Annotated in this window: 12 protein-coding genes and 1 pseudogene; 7 read left to right on the top strand and 6 right to left on the bottom strand. The window is 63.0% G+C overall.

The window, feature by feature from the left end; translation table 11 throughout:
- The 5 genes from ACYCVF_RS25705 to ACYCVF_RS25685 form a co-directional block, all read right to left on the bottom strand.
- Positions 1 to 1011 (bottom strand): branched-chain amino acid ABC transporter permease, encoded by a 1011-nt coding sequence (locus tag ACYCVF_RS25705; protein WP_459600988.1) that lies wholly within the window; start codon positions 1009 to 1011, stop codon positions 1 to 3.
- A gap of 191 nt (positions 1012 to 1202) precedes the next feature.
- Positions 1203 to 2030 carry a helix-turn-helix domain-containing protein gene (locus ACYCVF_RS25700; RefSeq protein ID WP_459600986.1) on the bottom strand — a complete coding sequence of 276 codons (828 nt, stop codon included), beginning with the start codon at positions 2028 to 2030 and terminating at the stop codon, positions 1203 to 1205.
- Positions 2031 to 2151: 121 nt separating this feature from the next.
- Positions 2152 to 3402, bottom strand: a complete 1251-nt coding sequence (locus tag ACYCVF_RS25695) for an ABC transporter substrate-binding protein (protein WP_459600984.1) — start codon at positions 3400 to 3402, stop codon at positions 2152 to 2154.
- 255 nt (positions 3403 to 3657) lie between these two features.
- Positions 3658 to 3861 carry a (2Fe-2S)-binding protein gene (locus ACYCVF_RS25690; protein ID WP_459600982.1) on the bottom strand — a complete coding sequence of 68 codons (204 nt, stop codon included), beginning with the start codon at positions 3859 to 3861 and terminating at the stop codon, positions 3658 to 3660.
- Complete coding sequence (locus ACYCVF_RS25685) at positions 3858 to 4694, bottom strand: xanthine dehydrogenase (protein WP_459600980.1); 837 nt, start codon at positions 4692 to 4694, stop codon at positions 3858 to 3860. The genes ACYCVF_RS25690 and ACYCVF_RS25685 overlap by 4 nt, the downstream gene beginning before the upstream one ends.
- A 313-nt stretch (positions 4695 to 5007) precedes the next feature.
- Here ACYCVF_RS25685 and ACYCVF_RS25680 point away from each other — a divergent pair, with 313 nt between their 5' ends.
- The gene (locus ACYCVF_RS25680) at positions 5008 to 5847 is read left to right on the top strand and encodes an SDR family NAD(P)-dependent oxidoreductase (protein WP_459600978.1); all 840 of its coding nucleotides are present in this window, start codon (positions 5008 to 5010) and stop codon (positions 5845 to 5847) included.
- Between the two features lie 174 nt (positions 5848 to 6021).
- Here the strand turns inward: ACYCVF_RS25680 and ACYCVF_RS25675 are convergent.
- Positions 6022 to 6174, bottom strand: a pseudogene (locus ACYCVF_RS25675) (molybdate ABC transporter substrate-binding protein); the annotation flags it as partial.
- A 234-nt stretch (positions 6175 to 6408) separates the two neighbouring features.
- Between ACYCVF_RS25675 and modD the strand changes: the two are divergent.
- From modD to ACYCVF_RS25645, 6 genes are all read left to right on the top strand, one after another.
- Positions 6409 to 7350, top strand: coding sequence for a ModD protein (modD, locus tag ACYCVF_RS25670; protein ID WP_459606673.1), 942 nt, complete (start codon positions 6409 to 6411; stop codon positions 7348 to 7350).
- A gap of 754 nt (positions 7351 to 8104) precedes the next feature.
- On the top strand, positions 8105 to 10444 hold the full coding sequence (locus tag ACYCVF_RS25665) for a TonB-dependent receptor (protein ID WP_459606672.1): 2340 nt from the start codon (positions 8105 to 8107) through the stop codon (positions 10442 to 10444).
- A 372-nt stretch (positions 10445 to 10816) separates the two neighbouring features.
- Positions 10817 to 11044: an MbtH family protein gene (locus ACYCVF_RS25660; protein WP_459600964.1), complete on the top strand. Its 228-nt coding sequence runs from the start codon at positions 10817 to 10819 to the stop codon at positions 11042 to 11044.
- A gap of 20 nt (positions 11045 to 11064) precedes the next feature.
- Positions 11065 to 11820, top strand: a complete 756-nt coding sequence (locus ACYCVF_RS25655) for a thioesterase II family protein (protein WP_459600962.1) — start codon at positions 11065 to 11067, stop codon at positions 11818 to 11820.
- The gene (locus ACYCVF_RS25650; protein ID WP_459600960.1) at positions 11789 to 12757 is read left to right on the top strand and encodes a TauD/TfdA family dioxygenase; all 969 of its coding nucleotides are present in this window, start codon (positions 11789 to 11791) and stop codon (positions 12755 to 12757) included. The genes ACYCVF_RS25655 and ACYCVF_RS25650 overlap by 32 nt, the downstream gene beginning before the upstream one ends.
- Positions 12758 to 12822: 65 nt before the next feature.
- Positions 12823 to 22563, top strand: a complete 9741-nt coding sequence (locus tag ACYCVF_RS25645; protein ID WP_459600958.1) for an amino acid adenylation domain-containing protein — start codon at positions 12823 to 12825, stop codon at positions 22561 to 22563.

Below are 22563 nucleotides of genomic sequence, written 5' to 3'. Positions count from 1 at the left end.
TCAGCGCCTCGCCAATAGGCCTTGCGGCCGGATGGCCAGCACCAGCACCATGATCAGGAAGGTCACGACGATGGCGTAGGTCGGGATGTAGACCGAGCCGAGCTGTTCGGCGAGACCGATGATGAGCGCCCCGAGCGCAGCGCCGGGGATCGAGCCCATGCCGCCGACGATCACGACGACGAGCGAGGCCAGCAGGAAGCGGATGTCTTCGCCCGGCGACAACGACTGGAAGGTGCCGCCGACGACGCCGGCGATGCCCGCAAGCCCCGCGCCGAAGGCGAACACCAGCACGAAGACGAGCTGAATGCGCACGCCGGTTGCAGCGAGGATATCGCGATCGTCGACGCCGGCGCGGATGATCATGCCGATCCGGGTGCGGTTGAGCGCGAGCCACATCGCCACGCCGATGACCACTGACGCCGCGAAGATCACGAGCCGTACCGAGGGATATCTGAGATAGACCGGCTCGCCGGAAGACTTGATCGCGGTGATCAGCGGCAGCTCCACGGGGCCGATTAGCCAGTTCGGCGTCTGGATCTGATAGAAGTTGCCGCCGCAGGCCCACAACATGAGGTCGGCGAAGACAATCGAAAGCCCGATCGTCACCATGGTCTGCCTGAGATCCTGTCCCTCCATCCGGCGGAACACCAGAACCTGAAGCAGGACACCCACCATGGCGGTCAGGATGAAAGCGACGATGAAGCTGAGGATCCAGGAGCCCGTCGCGGCGCTGATTGCGTAGCCGACATAGCCGCCAAACAGATAGAGCGAGCCGTGGGCAAGGTTGACGTTGCGCATCAGGCCGAAGATCAGCGTGAAACCGCTGGCGACGAGGAAGTAGAGGCCTCCGAGCGTGATGCCGTTGAAGACTGCGTTGAGGAAGACGCGCTTGCGGCCGATCGCCTCTTCGAGGCCGGGTGGCCAGACTGCGAAGATCAGCCAGAGCAAGATCGCAACGGCAATGATCGCGATCAGGGCCCAAGCCGGATGGCGTTCGACAAAACGGCTCATGTGCGCCGTCCGCTAAACCGGACGACGGGCCGAAGATTCTCTGAATGCAGGTCGGACAGCCTTGCAGCGGCTGCAGGCCTCACCATGGACGTGCGCTCCCGTCGGTCGCGATCATCTCGGGATCGCGTTGGCCACATCCTAGTCGAGCGCCGAGGGCGACGTTTGATCGTGAGTATCTTTTCGTGCAGCGGTCAGGCGCGCAAAACCTTGGCTGCGCGACGATAATCGGTCGGGGCCATGCCCACATTGGCGGCGAAGAAACGGGTGAACCCGCTCTGAGAGGAGAAGCCGAGATCGAAGCCGATATCGGCGATCGGCGCCTCGCTGGCCACCAGCGCTTCGAGCGCCTGTTCCATGATCAGGGTGTTGAGATAGAGGTTCGGCGTAACGCCGGTCTGGGTGCGAAACAGACGGTAGAAATGCGGTCGCGACAGGCCGGATTCCCGCGCGATCGTGTCGAGCTCCATCTCGGCTCCCGGACTCTCCGACATCATCCGTATGCATTTGCGGACGCGGAAGTCGGTCACCGCGCCGCCGGCGCGCGCATCGCGTGCGGTCTCGGCCTGTTGCCAGCTTTCATCGTAGCAGAGATCGATCAGGCGCCGCAGCTCGGAATCGAGGCTGGAGAGCGATGGTGCGCCGCATACCAGCGCCGCGGTCCGCCGGATGTGCTTGTCGAGCGCTGCGGTTCGCTTGAACTGAGTGCGGCCGAAACGCAGCCGGTCGTTGCCGGAGGCATCGGGCGCAAACCATTCGGCATTGACGTACAGCACGAAGAAGATCGCGCCGCCATCAAGATCGGAAGGCAGGAAGTTATGCGGCTCCCAGGGATTGACGGCGACAACGGACGATTCGGTGAGATCATAATGTCCGTTGGAGACATCGATGCATGCCGACATCCCGCCGACATGGAAGATCAGATGACCTTCGCGATGGGCGTGGATATTGAAAGGGCGGTTCAACTGATAAACCGTCGCCCGACCGAACCGGCCATGGAAGACGGCGAGCGCGCGGCTCATGCCTTCCCCTCCCGAATGTTCTTGTCTTTTCAGCCAGCGTTCAACAACCGGGAAGAGATTGCAAGGGAGAGCGCCCGCGTCAGCGAGTCGCTCCCCGGTTGCGTGTTGCCGGCATGATGCGTCAGTACTTCTTACATTCCGGCACGGTCCGGCTCGGCAGGCCGATCTTGGCGAACACCGCCGGATCGTAGCCGAGCGTCTGGTTCACGTTCGGAATCACCTTCACAACCTTGCTGAACAGGGCGCCCTTGCCGTCGTCGACCACTTCGGTAACGAAGTTGGTGCCGATTGCCTGGCGGTTGGAGTCGAGCTTGATCTTGCCGTTCGGCGCATCGAGCTCGATCTTGGCCAGAGCCTCCTTGAATTTTGCCTGGTTGTTGGAGAGGTCGCCATTGACCTGGCGGAGCGCGAGGATCAGCGCCATGGTTGAATCATAGTAATTGGTGGCCAGCAGCGAAGGGCTAGGGAAGCGCTTGTTGGGCGGGAAGGCGTCCTGATAGGCCTTTACGAACTTCTGCCAGCCTGGATCCTCCCAGGTATCGGCCTGGCCGCTCGCCGCGATGGTTCCGATCAGCGCGTTCTTGGCGTTGCCCTTGGACGAGAGGATGGTCTGGTCGATCATGATGGACCCGCCCATCAGATGCGCCTTGCCGCCGGCCTGCTGGTACTGGTTGAGGAAATTGACGGCGTCGGCGCCGCCGAGGCCGAGATAGATCGCATCGACGTCGTCGGGCAGGGCGGCGATGACCGAGGCGAAGTCCTTGGTGCCGAGTGGCACCCATTGCCGGTTGGTGACCTGTCCGCCGGCGCCGCAGAACTCGAGCACGAGGCCGAACACCTGGGTGTAGATGAAGGAATAGTCCTCGCCGACGGTCGCGATCTTGCGATACTTCTTCTGTTCATAGGCATATTTGCCGAGGCCGACCTGCCACTGCGCGCCGTCCATGTTGTAGCGGAAGAAGTTTGGGGCAGGATCGACGTAGGTCGTTTCCTGAGCGCCGGACGCCGCGTTGATGAAGGTCAGCTCGGGATGGGTTTTCGCAAAGTTCTTCACCGCGATGCCTTCATCGCCGGAGAGCGGCGACAGCAGGATCTGCACCTTGTCCTGCTCGATCAGCTTGCGCACGGCGCGCACGGCGGAGTCCGGCGTCGCGTCGGTCGAGGCGACGATGAACTCGAGTTCCTTGTCGCCGATCTTCTTGCCGAGCACGTTGAGAGCCGTCTGATGACCGCGCATGCCGTCCTCGCCGAGGACGGTGTATGTGCCTTCGAGCGTTGCCGTCACGCCTACCTTGATCTTTTCCTGAGCGATCGCCGCGCCCGAAAGAAACAGGCTGCTCAATGCGAGCAGTCCCACGCTGCATTTCAACATTTGCTTCTCCCCTTTGTCGTCGCCTTGTTGCCGCGCGGAACTGCGCGATGCCCGTGGCTGTCGAAGCCCGCGGCTTTCGAGGGAAGCTATCCGAAGTCGAATGCGGCGCACGCATCGGCGCCTGGTCCGGCTTGACTGGCAGTCTCATTTTGAATGTTGCGGCGCGAGCGCTTTCGCAGTGCAGCAGGCTCCCGCGTCAAAGATCCTCCTCGCAGCCGACCCTGGATCAAGTCCTCTTTCGCCGGGCGCGGATCGCTATGGATCCAACATGCTCAAAAGTCGTGTGCGACGGGCTGATCGCTCGTCGAGAATCCGCTTCACGGAATGGGAGCATAGTCCGCACCGGACGGTGCAGCCGAGGCAGCCGTAGACCTGCGCAGCCGAGCAAAGCTCGCCATCGGCCGATGCGACATCCCTGATGTCGTGATCGCTGATGACATTGCAGGAACAGACGATCATACCGGATTCCACTGTGTGATGTGTCGTCCGGTGTGCAGCTTGACGGCGGCAGCGGTCGCGTTGGCAATGGCGCGCCCGCGGTCGTCCGTTCCGGTCCACTGGGCGTCGCGCCCACGCGGGTCGATCTCCAGCAATTTGACGCCGGCCGGGACTTCGCTCCCATCGCGGGCGATGCCGCGCAGGATTCCGTCCCGGGGCGCGACCACGGGAATGCCCGAGAGATGGCCGAGCACGAGATCGCGGTACACGCGCGTGCCGATCTCGACGGGGGTGCGCCAGCGGCCGGCAAGCGGAGAATAGGCAAAGCGTTCCGCGCCGACCTCACCAAGGGAGCTCGCCATGCCGTCGGCGGCGTCGGTCCAGTGCTTGCCGGTGACGAGCCCGATCTTGCCGGGACGGGTCTCTACTGCGACATCGCAATTGAAGCTCGAGGAGAAACCGGGGCCAAGTCCTATGGTCAATCGGGCGAGTTGTCGGAGGTCGGGTGTGATCCGGCTCTTCTGAAGGCGCGCATCGATCAGGAGGTCGATCTGGCGAACTGGCAGCAGGTCGAGCAAGCCGAGCCAGGTCACGAACACCCGAGCCGGCGTGCGCAGGGCCTGGTAGACCTGCATGCCATCGTCCACGCGTTCGGCAACGATGTCCTCGAGCTGAGCGGTGTCGGTGAACAGGGCGTCGTGAAAGGCCATCTTGCGGCGGATCACCGGCGGGTCGGGATCGTGCGACAGCACCGCGCAATAACCAGAACGCACGAGCCGGATGCCGATCGCAGACGCGATCTCGTTGGTCCCGAGGATGACGGCAAAGAGGCGGTGGTCGTTTGGCTGGGGCATTTCGAACCACGTTGCAGAGATGCAGCAAGGTGCAATCGCACTTGCCACCGAAAGAGCAAGAGCCGGGCCATTTGGAATGAATGAAAAGTAGGTCTCAACTGCTGGCCAACATTGAGGAAGAAGAGATGTGCCGAGACGGCCGCATTTGGTCCGAAACGTCACGCCTGACTGTTGCAAACCTTTCAACGTGTCGCGAAGCTGACATCCGGCCACGAAAACTGCAGCGATTGGCTGGCAGCGTGTGGCCTAAATCCTGCAAAGTTGATCCTGTTGTCATCGTATTGCCCCGCGGGGCGCGGTGGAGGAGCTCTGGGTGATACTCGATCTGCTGGACCGCGATGATGCACAGAGTGGCACGTCGGCGCCGGATGCTGCGGCGTGTCCATTTCACGGCGATAGGTCGCGCGCGCAACATGGCGAGCAGAAGACGCTGGTGCTGACCGGTGCGTCTCGAGGCATCGGTCATGCGACGGGAAAGCTGTTTTCGGAAGCCGGCTGGCGGATCATTACTTGTTCCCGGCAGCCGTTCGACGGCGATCGGTGTCCCTGGGATTCAGGGACGGACAACCATGTGCAGGTCGAACTGAGCGACCATCGCACGCTGCCGCGGGCGGTCGCCGAGATCAAGGAACGGCTCCACGGCGGGCCGCTGCATGCATTGATCAACAATGCCGGCATTTCACCCAAGGCGGCCGACGGCACCCGGCTGAACTCGTTGACGACGCCGGTCGATACCTGGATGAGCGTGTTTCACGTCAACCTGCTCGCGCCGATCCTGTTCGCGCAGGGTCTCGTCGACGAGCTGAAGCGAGCAGCCGGCGCGATCGTCAACGTCACCTCGATCGTGGGCTCCCGGGTGCATCCGTTTGCCGGCACGGCTTATGCGACGTCGAAGGCGGCGCTCGCGTGCCTGACCCGCGAGATGGCGCACGACTATGCGCCATTCGGAATTCGCGTTAACGCCATCGCGCCAGGCGAGATCAAGACCGACATCCTGTCGCCGGAGACCGAGGCCCGGCTCGCGCCGGTCATCCCGTTGCATCGGGTCGGCACGCCCGATGAGGTCGCGAAGGTAATCTTCTTCTTGTGCTCGGATGCGGCAAGCTACGTCACAGGTGCGGAAGTACCGATCAACGGAGGGCAACACGTGTGATCGGAGGCGCCGCGGCCCGTCACGGAAAAATCGTCGCGCGTTTGCGCTGGATCAATGCCGCGATTGCGATCCTGGGCGTGTCGCACATTCCGACGTCAAATTCCGCGGAGTGGATGACAAAGCGTGCAAGTGCGACGGAATCTTTTTGCAGCAATGCCGACAAGTTGAGCGCGACTCGTGCCCGGTCTTCTGCTTGAAGAGGGCGGCGATCTCCTTGGCGGCATCGGTGAAGTTGGCGGCCACGGCGACGTTGGTCTGCGCCGCCTGCGCCGATGCGCATGCGAGCAACGATCCTGCAACAATGGCGATCGAGCGAAGCAGCTTCATGAGGATCTCCAGCAACCGGCAATTGCTCCAGCGCAGCCCGATTGCTGCAAGGCGCCGGCCAGAAGCATCCCAGCAATCTGCGTGCCGGATAAGCGGTCGCAGTCTGGTGTGCGCCTTGCAGGAATGGAATCAAAAGAGGGGGCTTCCCGCCTCTTGCGGCGGCGGGACCGATGATCCTTGTCGGATTCACGACAACGTCGTTGGCAAGCCGACACCAATGAAGGGAAGCACGACATGACAACTGTTGCATCGCGCGCCGAACTCGAACGCCTGCTGGAGGACGACGTCCCGTATGGCGATCTCACCACAGAGGCGCTTGGGATCGGCGGTGCCATCGGCGTGATGCAGTTCGCCGCGCGTGCGCCGATGGTCCTGGCGCTCGCCGAGGAGGCCGCCGCGATCGTCGCGCTCGCCGGCTGCGAGGTGGAACTGTTCGCCGCATCCGGCGCTACGCTGGAGCAGGGCGCGCCGATTCTTCAGGCGCGCGGTTCGGCTGCAAGCCTGCTGAGGAGTGGGAAGGTCGCGCAGACCTTGATCGAAATCTGGTCGGGCGTCGCCAGCGAGGCGCGCGCCATCGTCGATGCAGCGAATGCGGTCGCGCCGCAGATTCCGGTCGCCTGCACGCGCAAGAACGTGCCGGGTACCAAGCGCTTTGCGGTCGCGGCAATCAAGGCGGGCGGCGCCGTGATGCACCGACTCGGCCTCTCGGAGACGGTGCTCGTCTTTCCTGAGCACCGTGCCTTTCTCGGTGAGCTGCCGCTGTTTCAGGCGGTCGAGCGCCTGCGCCGCGCGGCACCGGAGAAGAAGCTCGTGATCGAAGTAGAGACAGCCGACGCCGCGCTTGCCGCGGCCGTCGCCGGTTTCGATGTGATCCAGGCCGAGAAGTTTTTGCCGGTCGAGATCGCCGCGCTGGTCAAGCGCATCGCGTCCATGGCCTATACGCGCGCTCGTCCGATCATTGCGGCTGCCGGTGGCGTCGATGCGGCGAACGCGGCAGCCTATGCCGAGGCCGGCGCCGATGTCCTGGTCACGTCATCGCCGTATCAAGCGAAGCCGAAGGACGTCCAAGTGCGGATTACGGCCGCCGACGCGCCCATGTTCCGGTCCCGCCAGTCCAGCGACATGACGTCGGGCTCGCCCACGGCTACCGCAGCTCAAACGGTGGGCGGCCGTTAGGAGGCGAACAAAATACTCATCTTTGGCCAAGATTGACTGACATTCTCTCCTCCGCACTGCTTGTCCACTGTCTCCAGAAAGTTTGGTTGGTCGCCGCTTGCTGGCTACCCTCCAGCGGCCGAATGTTCGCCTCGCCGCGGGGCAGGCGCGTTCTCCAGAATCGCAGCAGGGACTTCTGTTTGCTCGGCGATCTGTCCCCTCGTTGCAAGACATGACAGCCGCCGGCGGGTATCGCCTGTCGCGGCGGGTTTCATCACTGCAAATGACTCCGACGCTATCGCCCATCTTAGGTGCGCACTCGATTCCGAAGGGTGCGACATTCTGCGCAACGTCTTCCGCTGCGCGGCTCTGCGGACTTCGGGCGCTTCGGTGCGCGATCCAACGCGGCGGTTCTCTTTTTGGGATGGGCGAGAAGCATCCGAGTCTGCATGGATGGAACGATGACTGTGCAGACGAGCTGATAGGAATTGGCGCAGGAACATTCATGCGGGCGATACGCAACCTGCTCGAATAGATCGCGAATTCGAGAAGGAGAAACGGAGTTTTGCCGAGATGCTGAATCCGGATCGAGATTAGAACGATTAGAAAATAGAACCATTCAAAGATTGAACAACGTCATTCGAGGCCGGCATCGATCCTCCAATCGCGACGGTTTCCCGTACAACCTTAGATAACTTCTAGGTCCCGATCCCTTCTCGGCGCACCCGCGTATGTTAGGAAGCGTGGGGACCTGTAGTGGAATTGGGGTGCAGGAATGACGCGTGAACTCTCTATTGGGAAAGTTGTGCGTACGCTATCGCTGGGCGCGGTGAGCTATCTGGCGCTGTCGCTGGAATCGTCGGGTGACTTTCAGCATGCATTTGCGCAAACGAATCTGCCGCCGGTGACGGTCGATGCTCCCAAGCCGAGAGTTCGGCAGTCGGCTCAACGATCCCAGTCGTCGCGCGGATCGCGGGGACAGAGATCAGTCGCCGCGGCGGCTCCGCGCCAGGCCGCGCCCGTTCCCTATGTCGTGCCGTCGACCGGCACGATCGGCACCGTACCGCCCGCCTATGCAGGCGGCCAGGTCGCAACCGGCGGAAGTCTCGGTTTTCTCGGCAATCGCGGCGTGATGAATACGCCGTTCAACCAAACGAGCTATACGGCCGAGTTGATTAAGAATCAGCAAGCGCGGACGGTCGGCGACGTCCTTTTCAACGATCCCTCGGTTAGGACGAAGACGCCCGCGGGCAACGGCATCGATGGTGTTTACATCAGAGGCTTCTACCACGACAGTGGCGATTACGCCATGAACGGCCTCTATGGAATGGCGCCTTTCTATTCAACGTCGGCTAGTTTTCTCGAGCGCGTCGAAGTTCTGAAGGGGCCGGGTGTGCTTCTCAGCGGTATGCCGCCTGCGGGTGCTAATGGCGGCAGTATCAACTTGGTGACGAAGCGCGCGCCCGACTACGACATCACGCAACTGACTGCACTCTATATATCCAGATCCCAATTCGGACTGCAGACGGACGTGAGCCGACGATACGGCGAACATAAGGAATGGGGAGTTCGGTTCAATGGCGAGGCGCGTGGCGGATCGACCGCTTACGACCGGCAAACCGATCACTTCGGCAACGCTGTGCTCAATCTGGATTATCGCGGCGAGCGTGTCCGTTTCTCAACAGATATCGGTTACCAGGCTGAAAATTTGAAGCCGCCGTTGCGGTTCTTGACTCTTACGAGCAGTCCTCCTTTCGCCAGCACCATTCCGGTTCCGGCCCTTCCGAAGCCCGGCTCCAATTACATGCCGGACTGGGCAACATGGAAGCCAAGGGATGCATTCGCCATGACGCGCGGTGAAGTTGATCTCACTGACTCGATAACTGCGTATGGTGCGGCCGGATATCACAAGAGTGAGGTCGACTACATCTACGCTTCACCGCGAATCACGAGCGCGAACGGCAACTGGACTGCCACTGCCTTCAATGGGCGCGATGTATATGACAACTATGCCGGTGAGGTGGGGCTGCGCGCCTCGGTGGACACCGGCCCGATCAATCACCTGCTGACCGTTAACTACTCGGCTTTCGAGCGCGACTACAGCTCGTTCGGCAGGTCAGGTGGGGTAGTCAATTCGAATCTGTACAATCCGCTGCCGCTCCCTTACCCGAACTTCGCTCTAGTCGCCCAGAATCTGGAAACGCGGACAAAGCTCACCAGCGTCGGTGTTGCTGACACGATGTCGATGTTCGACAACAGGCTTCAGTTCGTGATTGGGGCGAGGCGGCAGACAGCTGTTGTAGACAGCGTGAACTTGCTCACCTCTGTCAAGTCGAGCGTTGACGTTCCGACCTGGAGTCCCGGCTATGCAGTAATCGTCAAGCCCGTGGAGAATATCTCGCTTTACGCAAACTACATCGAAGGCCTCAAGGCGCCGGAAGTTGTAGTCGGAACGACATCGTACTCGAACGTTGGCGAGATCATTCCTCCTGCTCAGACCAAGCAGAAGGAAGTCGGCATGAAGGTCGATATGGGCCGCATCGGCTTTACGGCGAGCGTATTCGACATCACCAGTCCTAACATCATCTCGGTCGCAGTACCGGGGCAAACCCTTCCTGCGAGGCGACTTGGCGGCGAGCAGCGCAATAAAGGCGTGGAACTGTTCACCTTCGGTGAGGTGACGCCGACATTCCGGGTGCTGGGTGGCGTAACCTTCATCGACGGAGAAGTGGTTAGGCAGGCAGTCTCGGTTGGATCGATTGTTGTCAACTACAACGGAAAGATCCCTGTCGGCGTGTCGGCGGTCAACCTCAATCTGGGCGCCGAGTGGGACACTCCGTTCCTACCGGGGCTGACGATGACGGGACGGCTCATTTACACGAGCGAGAGTTATGCCAACGATGCGAACACACAGGAGCTTCCTGCGTGGACGCGGGTCGATCTTGGTGCGCGTTACACTTTCCTGTCGCCCTGGAACGGCAAGCCGATCATCATTCGCGCCAGTGTCGAAAACGTGTTCAACGAAGCGTATTGGAACTCGTATCGCACGGTCAGCAGCGCAGTATCACTCGGTGCCCCGCGTACATACCTCCTGTCGACGACGTTCAATTTCTGAGCGACGAGCCGCTTCAGATGCGTACCGCCGCGGATACTGTCCGCGGCGGCTTTCTGTTGCTCCTATCGTCAGCAATGGCGCGCGTGTCGCAATTGATGACAGTGCGATGAACTGCGCGTGTGGCACAGCGCACGATCGTGTCGTGCCCAAAAAGTTCCTGCTTGCGCAGTTGGAATTGCAGCAATCTGCGGCCTGTCCTGAAATCTCGATATTTTCCCGTGTGTTGGCGTGCAAGCGCAGAGGTTGCATAGTGTCCATCCGTCGCCAGTTTTGAGGTCTTAAAAAAAGTCGCGTCGATATTGCTTTGACCATCGTTTGCTTCTGACCTAGTCAAACGTCTCTGCTTTCGCTTTCCGAAGAGGGGACCGAGCCATGATGGTGTTCGACAGGGACGACGTCACCTTCACCGTCGTCGTCAATCACGAAGAGCAATATTCCATCTGGCCGACGTTCAAGGAGATTCCGGGCGGCTGGAAGGCAGTAGGCAAGACGGGCAGCAAGAAGGAATGTCTCGACCACATCGAACAGGTGTGGACCGACATGCGCCCGCTCAGCTTGCGCAAGTTCATGGACGAAACGGCGCCTCAACAGCCGGCCTAGTCGGCGGAGCAAATCTTCCGATGCGGCTTCTTTGTCTGCCTTACTCTGGCGGCAGCGCCATGTTCTATGCGCGTTGGCGCAGGCTTCTGCCGTCATGGATCGACGTGCGGCCGGTGGAATGGCCTGGACGCGGCGCGCGGATGGACGAGCCGCTGGCGACAGATCCCCGCGCGTTGGCAGCCCAGCTGGCTGGCGAACTCGGCACGCAGCTCAATGGGCCTTACGCGTTGTTCGGGCACAGCCTCGGTGCGGTGATCGCGTTCGAGCTTGCGCACGCCCTGCTCGATTGCGGCGCGCCTGCTCCGGCGATTCTCTTTGCCTCGGGTGCAGAGGCGCCGGCGGTTCGCAACGGCAGCAGGTGGCGCGAGCCACTGAGCGACGAGGCGCTGAGGCAGGAATTGCGCAATCTTCAGGGCACGCCCGACGAGGCGCTGTCGAATGCAGAGCTGATGCGATCCGCGCTGCCCGTGCTCCGCGCCGATTTTCTGATGTGCGGGGCCTATGTGTACCGGCCGCGACGTCCGCTGCCATGCCCCGTGCACGTCTTTGGCGGAGCGGATGACGAAACCGGCCGCGAGGCGCTCGAGGCCTGGCGACGGGAGACCTCGGCCTCATTCGCGCTCGATATCCTGCCGGGACACCACTTCTTCATTCACACGCAACAGGCTGAGCTGATCGAGCGGATCGGCGCGGCGCTGGCCCGGCGATCGGGTCGGTCGATTGATTTGCATCGGAGCGAAGATCATGAGCGCGTTCTCCGTCCAACCACTCATTGAGGGCAGAACCCTTCCTTTGTTGCTGAGGGCAGATCAGGTCGGGGAGCCGCTTGGCAAGGCACTTCCTGTGCTGCGCGAGACCGTCGATCGGCACCTGATCGACAGTGGTGGCATCGTGTTTCGCGATTTTTCGCTCGACGGTCCCGATGCGTTTCGGGCGTTCGCGGCCGATTTCGGCCATCCGCTGCTCACCTACGAGTTTGGATCGACGCCGCGTTCGCAGGTGACCTCAGGGGTCTACACGTCCACGGAATATCCGCCGCACCAGCATATCCCGCTGCACAACGAGCAGGCTTATACCCGCGATTGGCCGATGAAGATCTGGTTCTATTGCATGCAGCCGGCGCTGGAAGGCGGGGAGACGCCGATTGCCGACAGCCGCGCCATCTATCGCGACATGCCGCCGGTCATTCGCGAGCGGTTTGCCGAAAGGGGTGTGATGTATGTGCGGAACTACGGCAACGGCCTCGATGTCGATTGGCAGCAGGTGTTCGGCACCGACTCCAAGTCGGAAGTGGAGGCTTACTGCGCCCGGCATGACATCGACTGCGAGTGGAAGGAGGATGGCGAGCTCCGCACGCGCCAGGTCTGTCAGGGCACCGCGCGGCATCCGGTGACAGGGGACTGGGTCTGGTTCAACCAGGCACATCTCTTCCACGTCTCCAATCTCGAGCCGGAGGTGCGCGAGAGTCTGCTCGACGTGGTCGACGACGAAGCCGATCTGCCACGCAACGTCGTCTACGGCGACGGTTCGCCGATCGAGGATGAGACGTTGTCGATCGTCCGGGCCGTCCTCGAGAAGCACAAGATCAGCTTTCCCTGGCAGGCCGGCGACGTCGTGATGCTCGATAACATGCTCACCGCGCACGCGCGTGCGCCCTTCAAGGGGCCGCGCAAGGTGATCGTCGCAATGGCCGAAGCTCATCGGCAGGGCTGATCGGCGGTACTCGCCATTTGGGCGGTGAGGATTTCCGGCTCGCGGCCGGACAGGGAATCGAGAATATGGATAGAGCAAACCTCGTCGAACGCTTGCGAGAGCATGCCGCCCTGCGGCCGGAACAGGTGGCGTTGCGATTCCTGGAAGGCGACGACGTCGCCGATGAGCTGACGTTTGCGGCGCTTGATGGTCGGATCAGGGCGCTCGCCGCGTTCCTGCAGCAGGCGGACGGTGCGGGCGAGCGGGCGATGATCCTGCTTCCGAGCGGCATCAATTATGCCGTGGCGTTCTATGCCTGCCTGTATGCAGGCATAATTGCCGTTCCGGCCTATCCGCCGGAGGGTGGGTCGGAGCGCTATGCAGGACGTCTCCACGGCATTCTGCGGGATGCGGTGCCGCGCTTCATCCTGGTCGAGACGGCCCTTCGCGATGTCATCGAAGCAACTCTGCCGGCACTGAGCGACGTGCAAATCGTCGCCGTGGATGCCATCCCGCTCGAACTCGCAGCGGGGTGGCGCGAGACGAGGCCTGCGGCCGATGCAATCGCGTTCCTCCAGTACACGTCCGGATCGACCTCGCAGCCGAAGGGCGTCTGTGTTTCTCATGGCAATCTGGCGGCCAATGAGCGTGCGATCGAAGCGGCCGCGGGCGGAACGCCGGACGACGTCTTTGTGAGCTGGCTGCCGCTTTATCACGACATGGGACTGATCGGCGGGCTTCTCAATCCGTTGTTCACCGGCTCTACCGGGGTCCTGATGTCGCCGCGGAATTTCCTCGAGCGGCCGCGTCGCTGGCTCGAGACCATCGACCGTTACGGCGGCACCTTGAGCGGCGGTCCCGACTTCGCGTACGCGCTGTGCGCCGACCGAATTTCGGATGAGACCATCAGCCGGCTGGACTTGAGCCGGTGGAAGTTCGCGTTTTCGGGGTCCGAGTTCGTCCGCCGGACCACTATCGAGAAGTTTGGCGCCCGGTTTGCGCGAGCCGGATTCGATCGACGGGCGCTGACGGCGTGCTATGGCCTCGCCGAGGCGACGCTGCTGGTCACGGCCGGCGACCTCACCGCCGACACTATCAGCCATTCGCTCGACACCGCGGAGCTCGCCGCAGGCCGCATCGCCAGCGCCAGCGCCGGCACCGACCTTGTGGCTTGCGGTCGGACCGCTGCCGGTCACGCCACGCGCATCATGCGTGTCGACGGCTCGGCCGTGGCCAAGGCGGATGAGGTGGGCGAGATCTGGGTCAGCGGTCCCAGCGTCGCGCTGGGATACTGGAACAATCCTGAAGCCACGCAGCAGGCCTTTGTCGAGCGGGACGGCGTACGTTGGCTGCGGACCGGCGACATCGGGTTCATTCGCGATGGCGCGCTCGTCGTAGCCGGTCGCCTCAAGGACCTGCTGATCGTTCGCGGGCAGAACATCTATCCGACGGACGTCGAGCAGGCAGTGGAAGCCGAGGTCGAATCCGTCCGCGCTGGACGGGTTGCCGCCTTCCCGGTCGAAAGGGATGGGCGTGAAGCCATCGGCGTGGCGGCGGAGTTCAGCCGCGCCGTGCTCAAGCGCAGCGATCCGGAAGCGCTCGCCCATGCGATCGGCGAAGCGGTGCTGCGGCAGACGCAGGAATATCCAGCTACGATCGTTCTGCTGAACCCGCAAGGGATGCCGCTGACCACGAGCGGCAAGCTGCAGCGTTCCGCCTGCGCGGCACGCCTCGCCGACAACACGCTCGACAGCTTCATGGTGTTCGAGAGCGGCGGTCGCCGCGGCGGGGCGTCCCGGACGGCGCCGGCGACCGACACGGAGCGTGCGGTCGCCTCGATCTGGTCCGATGCGCTTGGCGTCGTAGCGGCATATCGCGAGGACGACTTCTTCGTGCTGGGCGGAAACTCGATCACGGCCGGTCAGGTCGCCGCTGCGATCCGCGATCGCTTGAACTTGGGAGTGGAACTGCGTGCCTTCTTCGACGCACCGACGCTCGCAGCCTTCGCCGGCCGGATCGATGGCCTCGCCGGCGCCGGTGCTGGACCGGCGTTGCCGCCGATCGCATGGGCCGCCCCGGCCGATCGCGCGATGCTGTCGCATGCGCAGGAGCGGCTATGGTTCCTCTGGAACATGGACCCCACCGGGACCGCCTATACCGTCGCAAGCACTATCCGTCTGAAGGGACGGCTTGATCATGCTGTTCTGTCGCGTGCGCTCGGCGAGGTCGTTCGTCGTCACGAGATACTGCGCACCACGTTTGCCGCGAGGGACGGTCGTGGATCGCAACTCATCCACGACGCCATGAGCATTCACATTCGGCACGAGGATCTTCGGTCCCATTCCGCGTGGGAACGCGCCGAGCGCGCGGAGGCACTGAAGCGCTCCGAACTCGCTGAGCCGTTCGATCTCGTGAACGGGCCGCTGCTGCGCGCGGTGCTGCTTCAGCACGCGGACGATGCGCAGGAACTGCTGCTGCTGGCTCATCACATCATCGTCGATGGCTGGTCGCTCGACGTCCTGCTCGAAGAGCTAGCCGCCTTCTATCGCAGCGGTATCGGTCAAGGTGGAGGCGCATCGTCGAGTCCGACGATTCAGTATGCGGACTTTGCGGCCTGGCAACGAAATTGGCTCTCGGGAGGCGAGGGCGATCGGCAGCTTGCCTATTGGCGCGCCAAGCTTGGCGACGTTCATCCCATCCTAGCGTTGCCGCTTGATCGGCCGCGTCCGGCGATCCAGAGCCATGCCGGCGATACCGTTGGTCTTGCGATCGAGGGGGCGCTCGCTGCCCGCCTCCGGAAGGTCGCCGGAAAGCAGCGCGTCAGCGTCTTCATGCTGCTTCTGGGTGCATATCAGGTGCTGTTGCATCGCTATACCGGGCAGAACGATCTGCGCGTCGGCGTGCCGATCGCGGGCCGCCGGCACACGCAACTCGAGCGGCTGATCGGATGTTTCGTCAATACGCTGGTCCTGCGGACAGAGGTCGAGGGCGAGGCGAGCTTCCCGAACCTGCTGCATCAGGTCAAGGAATCCGTGATCGAGGCACTGTCGCATCAGGACCTTCCATTCGACATGTTGGTCGACGGTCTTAGGCCCGAACGCAGCGGTGGCCACAATCCGCTGTTTCAGGCGAAATTTAACTATATGACGGCGCCGGGCGGATTCGCCGACGTCGAAGGGCTCTCCGCCCAAATCGACATCATCGATCTCGCAGGTTCTCATTTCGACCTCGCGCTCGACGTCGTCGATGGCGCCGTCGGCATGAAGGTGACGTTTAACTACGCCACGGATCTTTTCGATCGTCCGACCATCGCGCGGATGGCGGCAGAGTTCGGTTCGATTCTGCGCCAGATCGCGGACAATGCCGAGCGCCGAATATCGGAGTTCGTCATCGACGATGAGCGTCGGCAGACCGTGTCAAAGCAGGAGAGGCCGTTCGGCTTCACCGACGTGATCAGCCTTCACCGCGCATCGAGCGCCGATAGACAGACCGCTATAGCCATCCGGTGCGGGCGGGAGCAGTTGACCTTTGCGAATCTCGCGCGCAGGTCGAACCGCGTTGCGCATGTCCTCATCGCGAGGGGCGTGACGCGCGAGACGCCGGTCGCGCTATGGATCGAGCGCTCGCCGGCCTTTGTCACGGCCTTGCTCGGCGTGCTGAAGGCCGGCGGTGCCTATGTCCCCCTGGATCCGAAATGGCCACTGGAGCGCATCCGTCGAATCCTCAAGGAAGGCGGCATCGACATCGTCCTGGCGGCGGGTGAGACACTGGCCGAAGCGCGGCGGCTCGATTGCCTGGTGCTCGATGCAGTGGCGGAAGCCGTGGACGAGAAGATGTCGAGCCTGCCGGTCGTCACGGCGATTCACCCGGATCAGATTGCTTACATCATCTATACGTCGGGATCGACCGGCGTGCCCAAGGGGGTCAGCGTCTCGCACGGCGGCTTGGCCAATTACGTGCAGGCCCTGCAGCAACGCCTGGAGCCGCGTCCGTCGGCGAACATGGCGATGGTGTCGACGATCGCGGCCGATCTCGGCCACACCGTCCTGTTCGGCGCGCTGGTGTCCGGCGCGACGCTGCATCTGCTGCCTCCGGACGCCGTGTTCGACGCGGATGCGTTCGCGCAGGCCATGCGCGAGGGGGAGGTCGACGTTCTCAAGATCGTGCCGAGCCATTTGCGAGGGCTCCTGAAGGCTTTGCGGTCGGCCGACCTTTTGCCTCGCGACGCGCTCATCCTGGGAGGAGAGGCTTGCGATGGCGCACTGTTGGACGAAGTTCGGCGCTTGCGGCCAGAGTGCCGCATTCTGAATCACTATGGACCCACCGAGACGACCGTCGGGGCGGTGACGCACGAATGCACGATTGAACGGGGGGACAATCCGATTCCGATCGGACTGCCTCTCGCCAATCTGCGCGCCCATGTCCTGGATGACGCGCTGAACGAAGTTCCGACAGGCGTCACCGGCGAGCTCTATGTCGGCGGCGCGGGGCTGGCGCGGGGCTATCGCGGCGCGGCAGGTCAGACTGCGGAACGCTTCGTGCCGGATCCGTTCGGAGAAGCGGGTGAGCGGCTCTACCGAACCGGGGATCGTGTCCGCTGCGACGGAGCTGGCCGGCTGATATTCCTCGGCCGCACCGACGATCAGATCAAGTTGCGCGGCTATCGCATCGAACTCGGCGAGATTGGGCGCGTCATCAAGGCGCTGCCGGGGATCGATGATGCAGTGGTGGTTCCGCGTGCGATCGGGACGAGCGCCGAACGCCAGGAACTGGTGGCCTATTGTGTGCCTGAAAGCGGCGCAGGCCCGCAGGCCGAGGCGATCAAGCATCAGCTGGCTGGGATCGTGCCGGACTATATGGTGCCGTCGCACATCATCCTATTGGCGCGACTACCTCTGACGCCCAATGGTAAAGTCGATCGTCGGGCGTTGCCTGAGCCGTCGGAAGACGAGGCGGCGGGCGGCTACGCCGCACCCGCAGGTGAGATTGAAGCTGCGATCGCGGCGGTCTGGTGCGAGGTGCTCGGTCGCGAGCGCATCGGCCGCAATGATAATTTCTTCGAGCTCGGCGGCGACTCGATTCTGAGCCTGCAGATCATCGCGCGCTTGCGCAAGCGCGGCATCCGCCTGACTCCGAAGCAGATCTTCAGCCAGCAGACGGTTGCCGGTCTGGCGACGGTCGCCATCTCATCGACGGAAACGACCGCGAAGAAAGAGAGGCCGGAAGCGAAGACGCCGACTGGGGGCGATATCGAGTCTGGCATGCGTCACCTGATGCCGATCCAGGCGCGCTTCTTCGCGGAGGATATCGCCCACCGGGATCACTGGAACCAGGCGATCCTGCTGCGCCCCCAAGTTAGGATCGATTGGGAGACGCTGCGGCGCGCGCTTACGGCCATCGTGATGCATCACGATGCATTGCGCCTGCGGTTCAAGCCGGTGGACGGTGCCTGGCGGGCCGAGCAGGGACCGGCACCGGCGCCATCGGAGTTGTTGTGGATTCACGCGAATGTCGGAGACGCGACGGAAATCACCGCGCTCGCCTGCGCCGCACAGGAGAGCCTCCGGCTTTCGTCAGGACCTCTTCTGCGTGCAGTCGGCATGGACCTCGCGGACGGCAGCCAGCGGCTACTCCTTGCGATCCATCATCTCGTCGTCGATGGCGTGTCCTGGCGCATCCTGCTGGAAGATCTGGCGTCGGCCTACGACCAGTCACGTTGCGGCAACCCCATCAAGCTGCCGCCGAAGAGCGATTCCTATAGCTCGTGGGCCGAGCGGCTGCATGCTCATGCTGCGACAGCGGAGATTGCGGCCGAATTACCCCACTGGCTTGATTGCAATGCCGGCGCGTCGCTGCCATGTGACGATGACCATGGCGGCGTCGATCGCGTTGGTGACGGCGGCGAAGTGTCCTTGGTGTTCGACGCGGAAGTGACGTCGCGGTTGCTCGAACAGGCGCCCGCCGCCTATCGGACGCAGGTCAACGACCTGCTGTTGGCCGCGCTCGTGCGCGCGATATCACGGTGGAGTCAACACGACGAGGTCACGGTGGAGCTCGAAGGCCACGGCCGCGAGGACATTTTCCCGGACGCTGATGTATCCCGTACCGTCGGCTGGTTCACGACGGCATTCCCGGTCCGACTGAGAGATGCGGTCGACGAGGCCTCGCTGATCAAGGCGGTGAAGGAGCGGCTTCGTGCGATTCCGAATCGGGGGCTTGGATTTGGCGTGCTGCGCCATTTCGGTTCCGAACAGCAGCGCCACGCTCTGGCGCAGCTGGCGGAGCCGCAGATGGTCTTCAACTATCTGGGCCGGTTCGACGGCAGCATGGGCAGCACGCAGTTCTTTACCTTCGCCCCGGAGAGCGCGGGTCCTTCGCGCAGTGACGCGGCGCCGATGCGCGGATGGTTGAACATCACGGGCCTCGTGCGTGAGGGCCGGCTGGAATTGTCCTTCGGATATGGACGCAAGCGCTATCGGTCCGCCACGGTCGAGCGACTGGCGGCGCATTACGAGGCTGCGCTGCGCGAACTGGTCGCGCATTGCTGCAACGGCGCGTTTGGCCTGACGCCGTCGGATGTTCCATTGGCCGAGCTTGCTCAGGCCGACCTCGATCGGCTCGCGACGACCTTGGATCTTCGCAACATTGAGGACATCTATCCGCTCTCGCCGATGCAGCAGGGGATGCTGTTCCATGCGCTGCGTGACGGTGCCAACGACGTCTATGTGAACCAGGTCGGGCTGGAGCTATTTGGCGTCGATGCCGGCAGGCTGCGAGTCGCCTGGCAGACGGTCAGCGACCGTCATGCCGCCTTGCGGACCGGGTTCGTCTGGCAAAACCTGTCGGACGTACCGCAGCAAGTGGTGCATCGCCATGTGACGGTGCCGTTCGTCGAAGAGGACTGGCGCAACGGCTCGAATGTGTATCTGGATGCCGCGCTGGGCGAGATATCCCGGCGTGACCGCGAGAGGGGCTTCGATGTTTCGCGCCCGCCCCTCCAGCGCGTTCGCCTGATACGTATCGACGACAACCGTCATTGGTTGATCTGGACCCATCATCACATCTTCGTCGATGGGTGGAGCTCGGCCCGGCTGGTCGCGGAGGTTTTGCAGCACGTCAGCGGCGACACGCTGCCGGCCGTGCAGGGCGGCTATCGTGACTATATTGCATGGCTGCAGGGTCGCGATCGCGAAAGCGCTGAGAGGTTCTGGCGCGAGGCGCTGGCAGGGCTCGAAACGCCGACATTGCTTGCGAACGCGCTGGCGATCAGCAAGATCTCCGGGGCCCACGGGCACGCCAGTACCGGGCTTGAGGTGGCGGCGGGGCTGACCGAGCGTCTGAAGTCGTTCGCCAAGCGCGAGCGGGTGACGCTCAACACGCTCGTACAGGGGGCATGGGCCCAGTTGCTGCGCAGGCATTCAGGCCAATCCGCGGTCTCGTTCGGCGTGACCATATCGGGTCGACCGGCCGAATTGCCCGGCTCAGAGGAGATGGTGGGCCTCTTCATCAACACGCTTCCCATTGTCGATGCGTCGAACCCGCAGACCATTGTCGGCGATTGGCTGCGCCAGTTGCAGGAACAGAATCTGGCACTGCGCGAGCACGGCTGGACGCCGCTCTACGAGATTCAGCGGCTCGCAGGCCATGCAGGGCAGCCGCTGTTCGACAGCATCCTGGTGTTCGAGAACTATCCGTTCGACGAGCGATTGCTCCGGGGCCGAGAGGGCGGCCCTCGGCTGGGGCGCGTGGCCCATCTGACGCCGACGAACTATGCGCTGGCGGTTGCCGTGTTCGCCGCCCGCGACAGGCTGAACATCGAATTCAATTATGACCGGTGCCGGTTCGATGAGGCGACTGTCTTGCGTCTTCGCGACATTCTGCATGATCTGCTGGAACGGATCGTAGCGAATGCGGGCCGTGTGCTCGGTGATCTCCGATCGGCTACTGATCAAGATGGACGACGGATTCTCGAATGGAGCGGCGCGGCGGGCTTGCCGTCGGCCTTCTGTGCCGACGTTGTGACACATATCGAAGCGCAGGCGGCGCAAGCTCCTTCCGCCGTTGCCATTGTCCGGGGCGATCAGCGCATGTCCTATGGCGAGTTGAACACGTGTGCCAACGTGCTCGCACGACGGCTTCGCCTCTGCAATCTTGGTGCGGATCGGCTGGTCGGCATTGCCTTGCCGCGAAGCCCGGACATGATCATCGCACTGATCGCGGTTCTGAAGGCTGGTGGAGCCTACCTCCCACTAGACCCGGACTATCCGGCCGAACGGCTGGCCTACATGCTGCGTGACAGCGGCGCTGCGTTGGTTCTGACCCAAGACGCGCTGCTCGAGCCGCTCGCGCCTGCGCTGCGCGAAACCGGAGTTGAGGCGCTTTGCATCGACGAGCCATTGGCGCCCACCCGGGACGACAGCGGCAATCTGCACGTCGAAGTCCATCCGGACAGTCTGGCCTATGTCATCTACACCTCGGGATCGACCGGGAAGCCGAAGGGCGTGGCTGTCGCGCGCGGACCGCTTGCCATGCATTGTGAAGCGATCGGCCGGCTGTACCGCATGACGTCGCGCGATCGCGAGTTCCAGACGGCGTCGATCAATTTCGATATCGCCCATGAACGATGGTTGGTGCCGCTGATGACGGGCGGATCGCTCGTGCTGCCCTCCAAGCCCGGCCGTTTGATCGACGATCTCGTCGGGGAGATCGCGCGCCATGCGGTGACTTCGATCTTTCTTCCGCCGGCCTATGCGGACGAATTGAGCGCGGCGTTGCGCCAGAGCGAGCGGAGGCTCGCGATCAGGGCCTGTATCGTCGGCGGCGAGGCCTGGTCGGATATCGGGATCAAGGCCCTGCGTGATGCTGCCGATGTCGACCTTCTGGTCAACGCCTATGGTCCGACCGAGACGGTGATCGCGCCGACCGCATGGATCGTCGACGACACGACGTTGAAGCTTGGCCAGTCCGCACCGATCGGACGGCCCGTCGGTATGAGATCGGCACACATCCTCGACTCCGAGCTCAATATCGTTCCCATTGGCGTGACCGGCGAGCTGTTCATCGGCGGGGTGGGATTGGCTCGCGGCTATCTGAATCAGGCGGCACTGACCGCAGAACGGTTTGTCCCCGATCCGTTCGGCGATAGCGGCATGCGCCTCTATCGCACCGGTGACCTCGCGCGCTGGCGGGACGACGGCGTGATCGAATATGTCGGCCGTGCCGACCAGCAGGTGAAGATCCGCGGTTTCCGTATCGAGCTCGGCGAGATCGAGGCTCGGCTGCTCGAGCAGCGCGGTGTCCGTGCAGCGGCCGTGGTGGCGGGCGAGGGCCGGACCGGGCGGCAATTGTTCGCCTATGCCAGCGGTGAACCGTCGCTCGATGGCCGTACCTTGCGCGACGCCCTGTCCGCCATTCTGCCCGATTACATGGTGCCATCGACGGTGACGGTGCTGGAGCAGCTGCCGCTCACCCCCAATGGGAAGATCGATCGGCGGGCACTCCCGACGCCGGGTGAGGATGCTTCGCCCCGTCACTCCTATGAAGCGCCCGAGGATGAGATCGAGCGCGCACTCGCCAGGATCTGGGCGGAGCTGCTCGGTGTCGACCGGATCGGACGCAGTGACCACTTCTTCGAGCTTGGTGGACATTCCTTGCTCGCAGTGCGGGTGCTCAGCCGCGTCTCGCAGGAGATCGGCACATCGATCGCGGTCTCGGATCTATTCGCTCATCCCGATCTGGCATCGTTTGCGCGAGTCGTGTCGATCAAGCTGATCGAACAGGAATTCGACGCCGAAGAGCTCCGGGAACTGGTCGGAGTGGAGCACTGA

This window comes from Bradyrhizobium cedriense, assembly GCF_054602315.1.
This window is presented reverse-complemented; position numbering and strand designations above follow the sequence as displayed.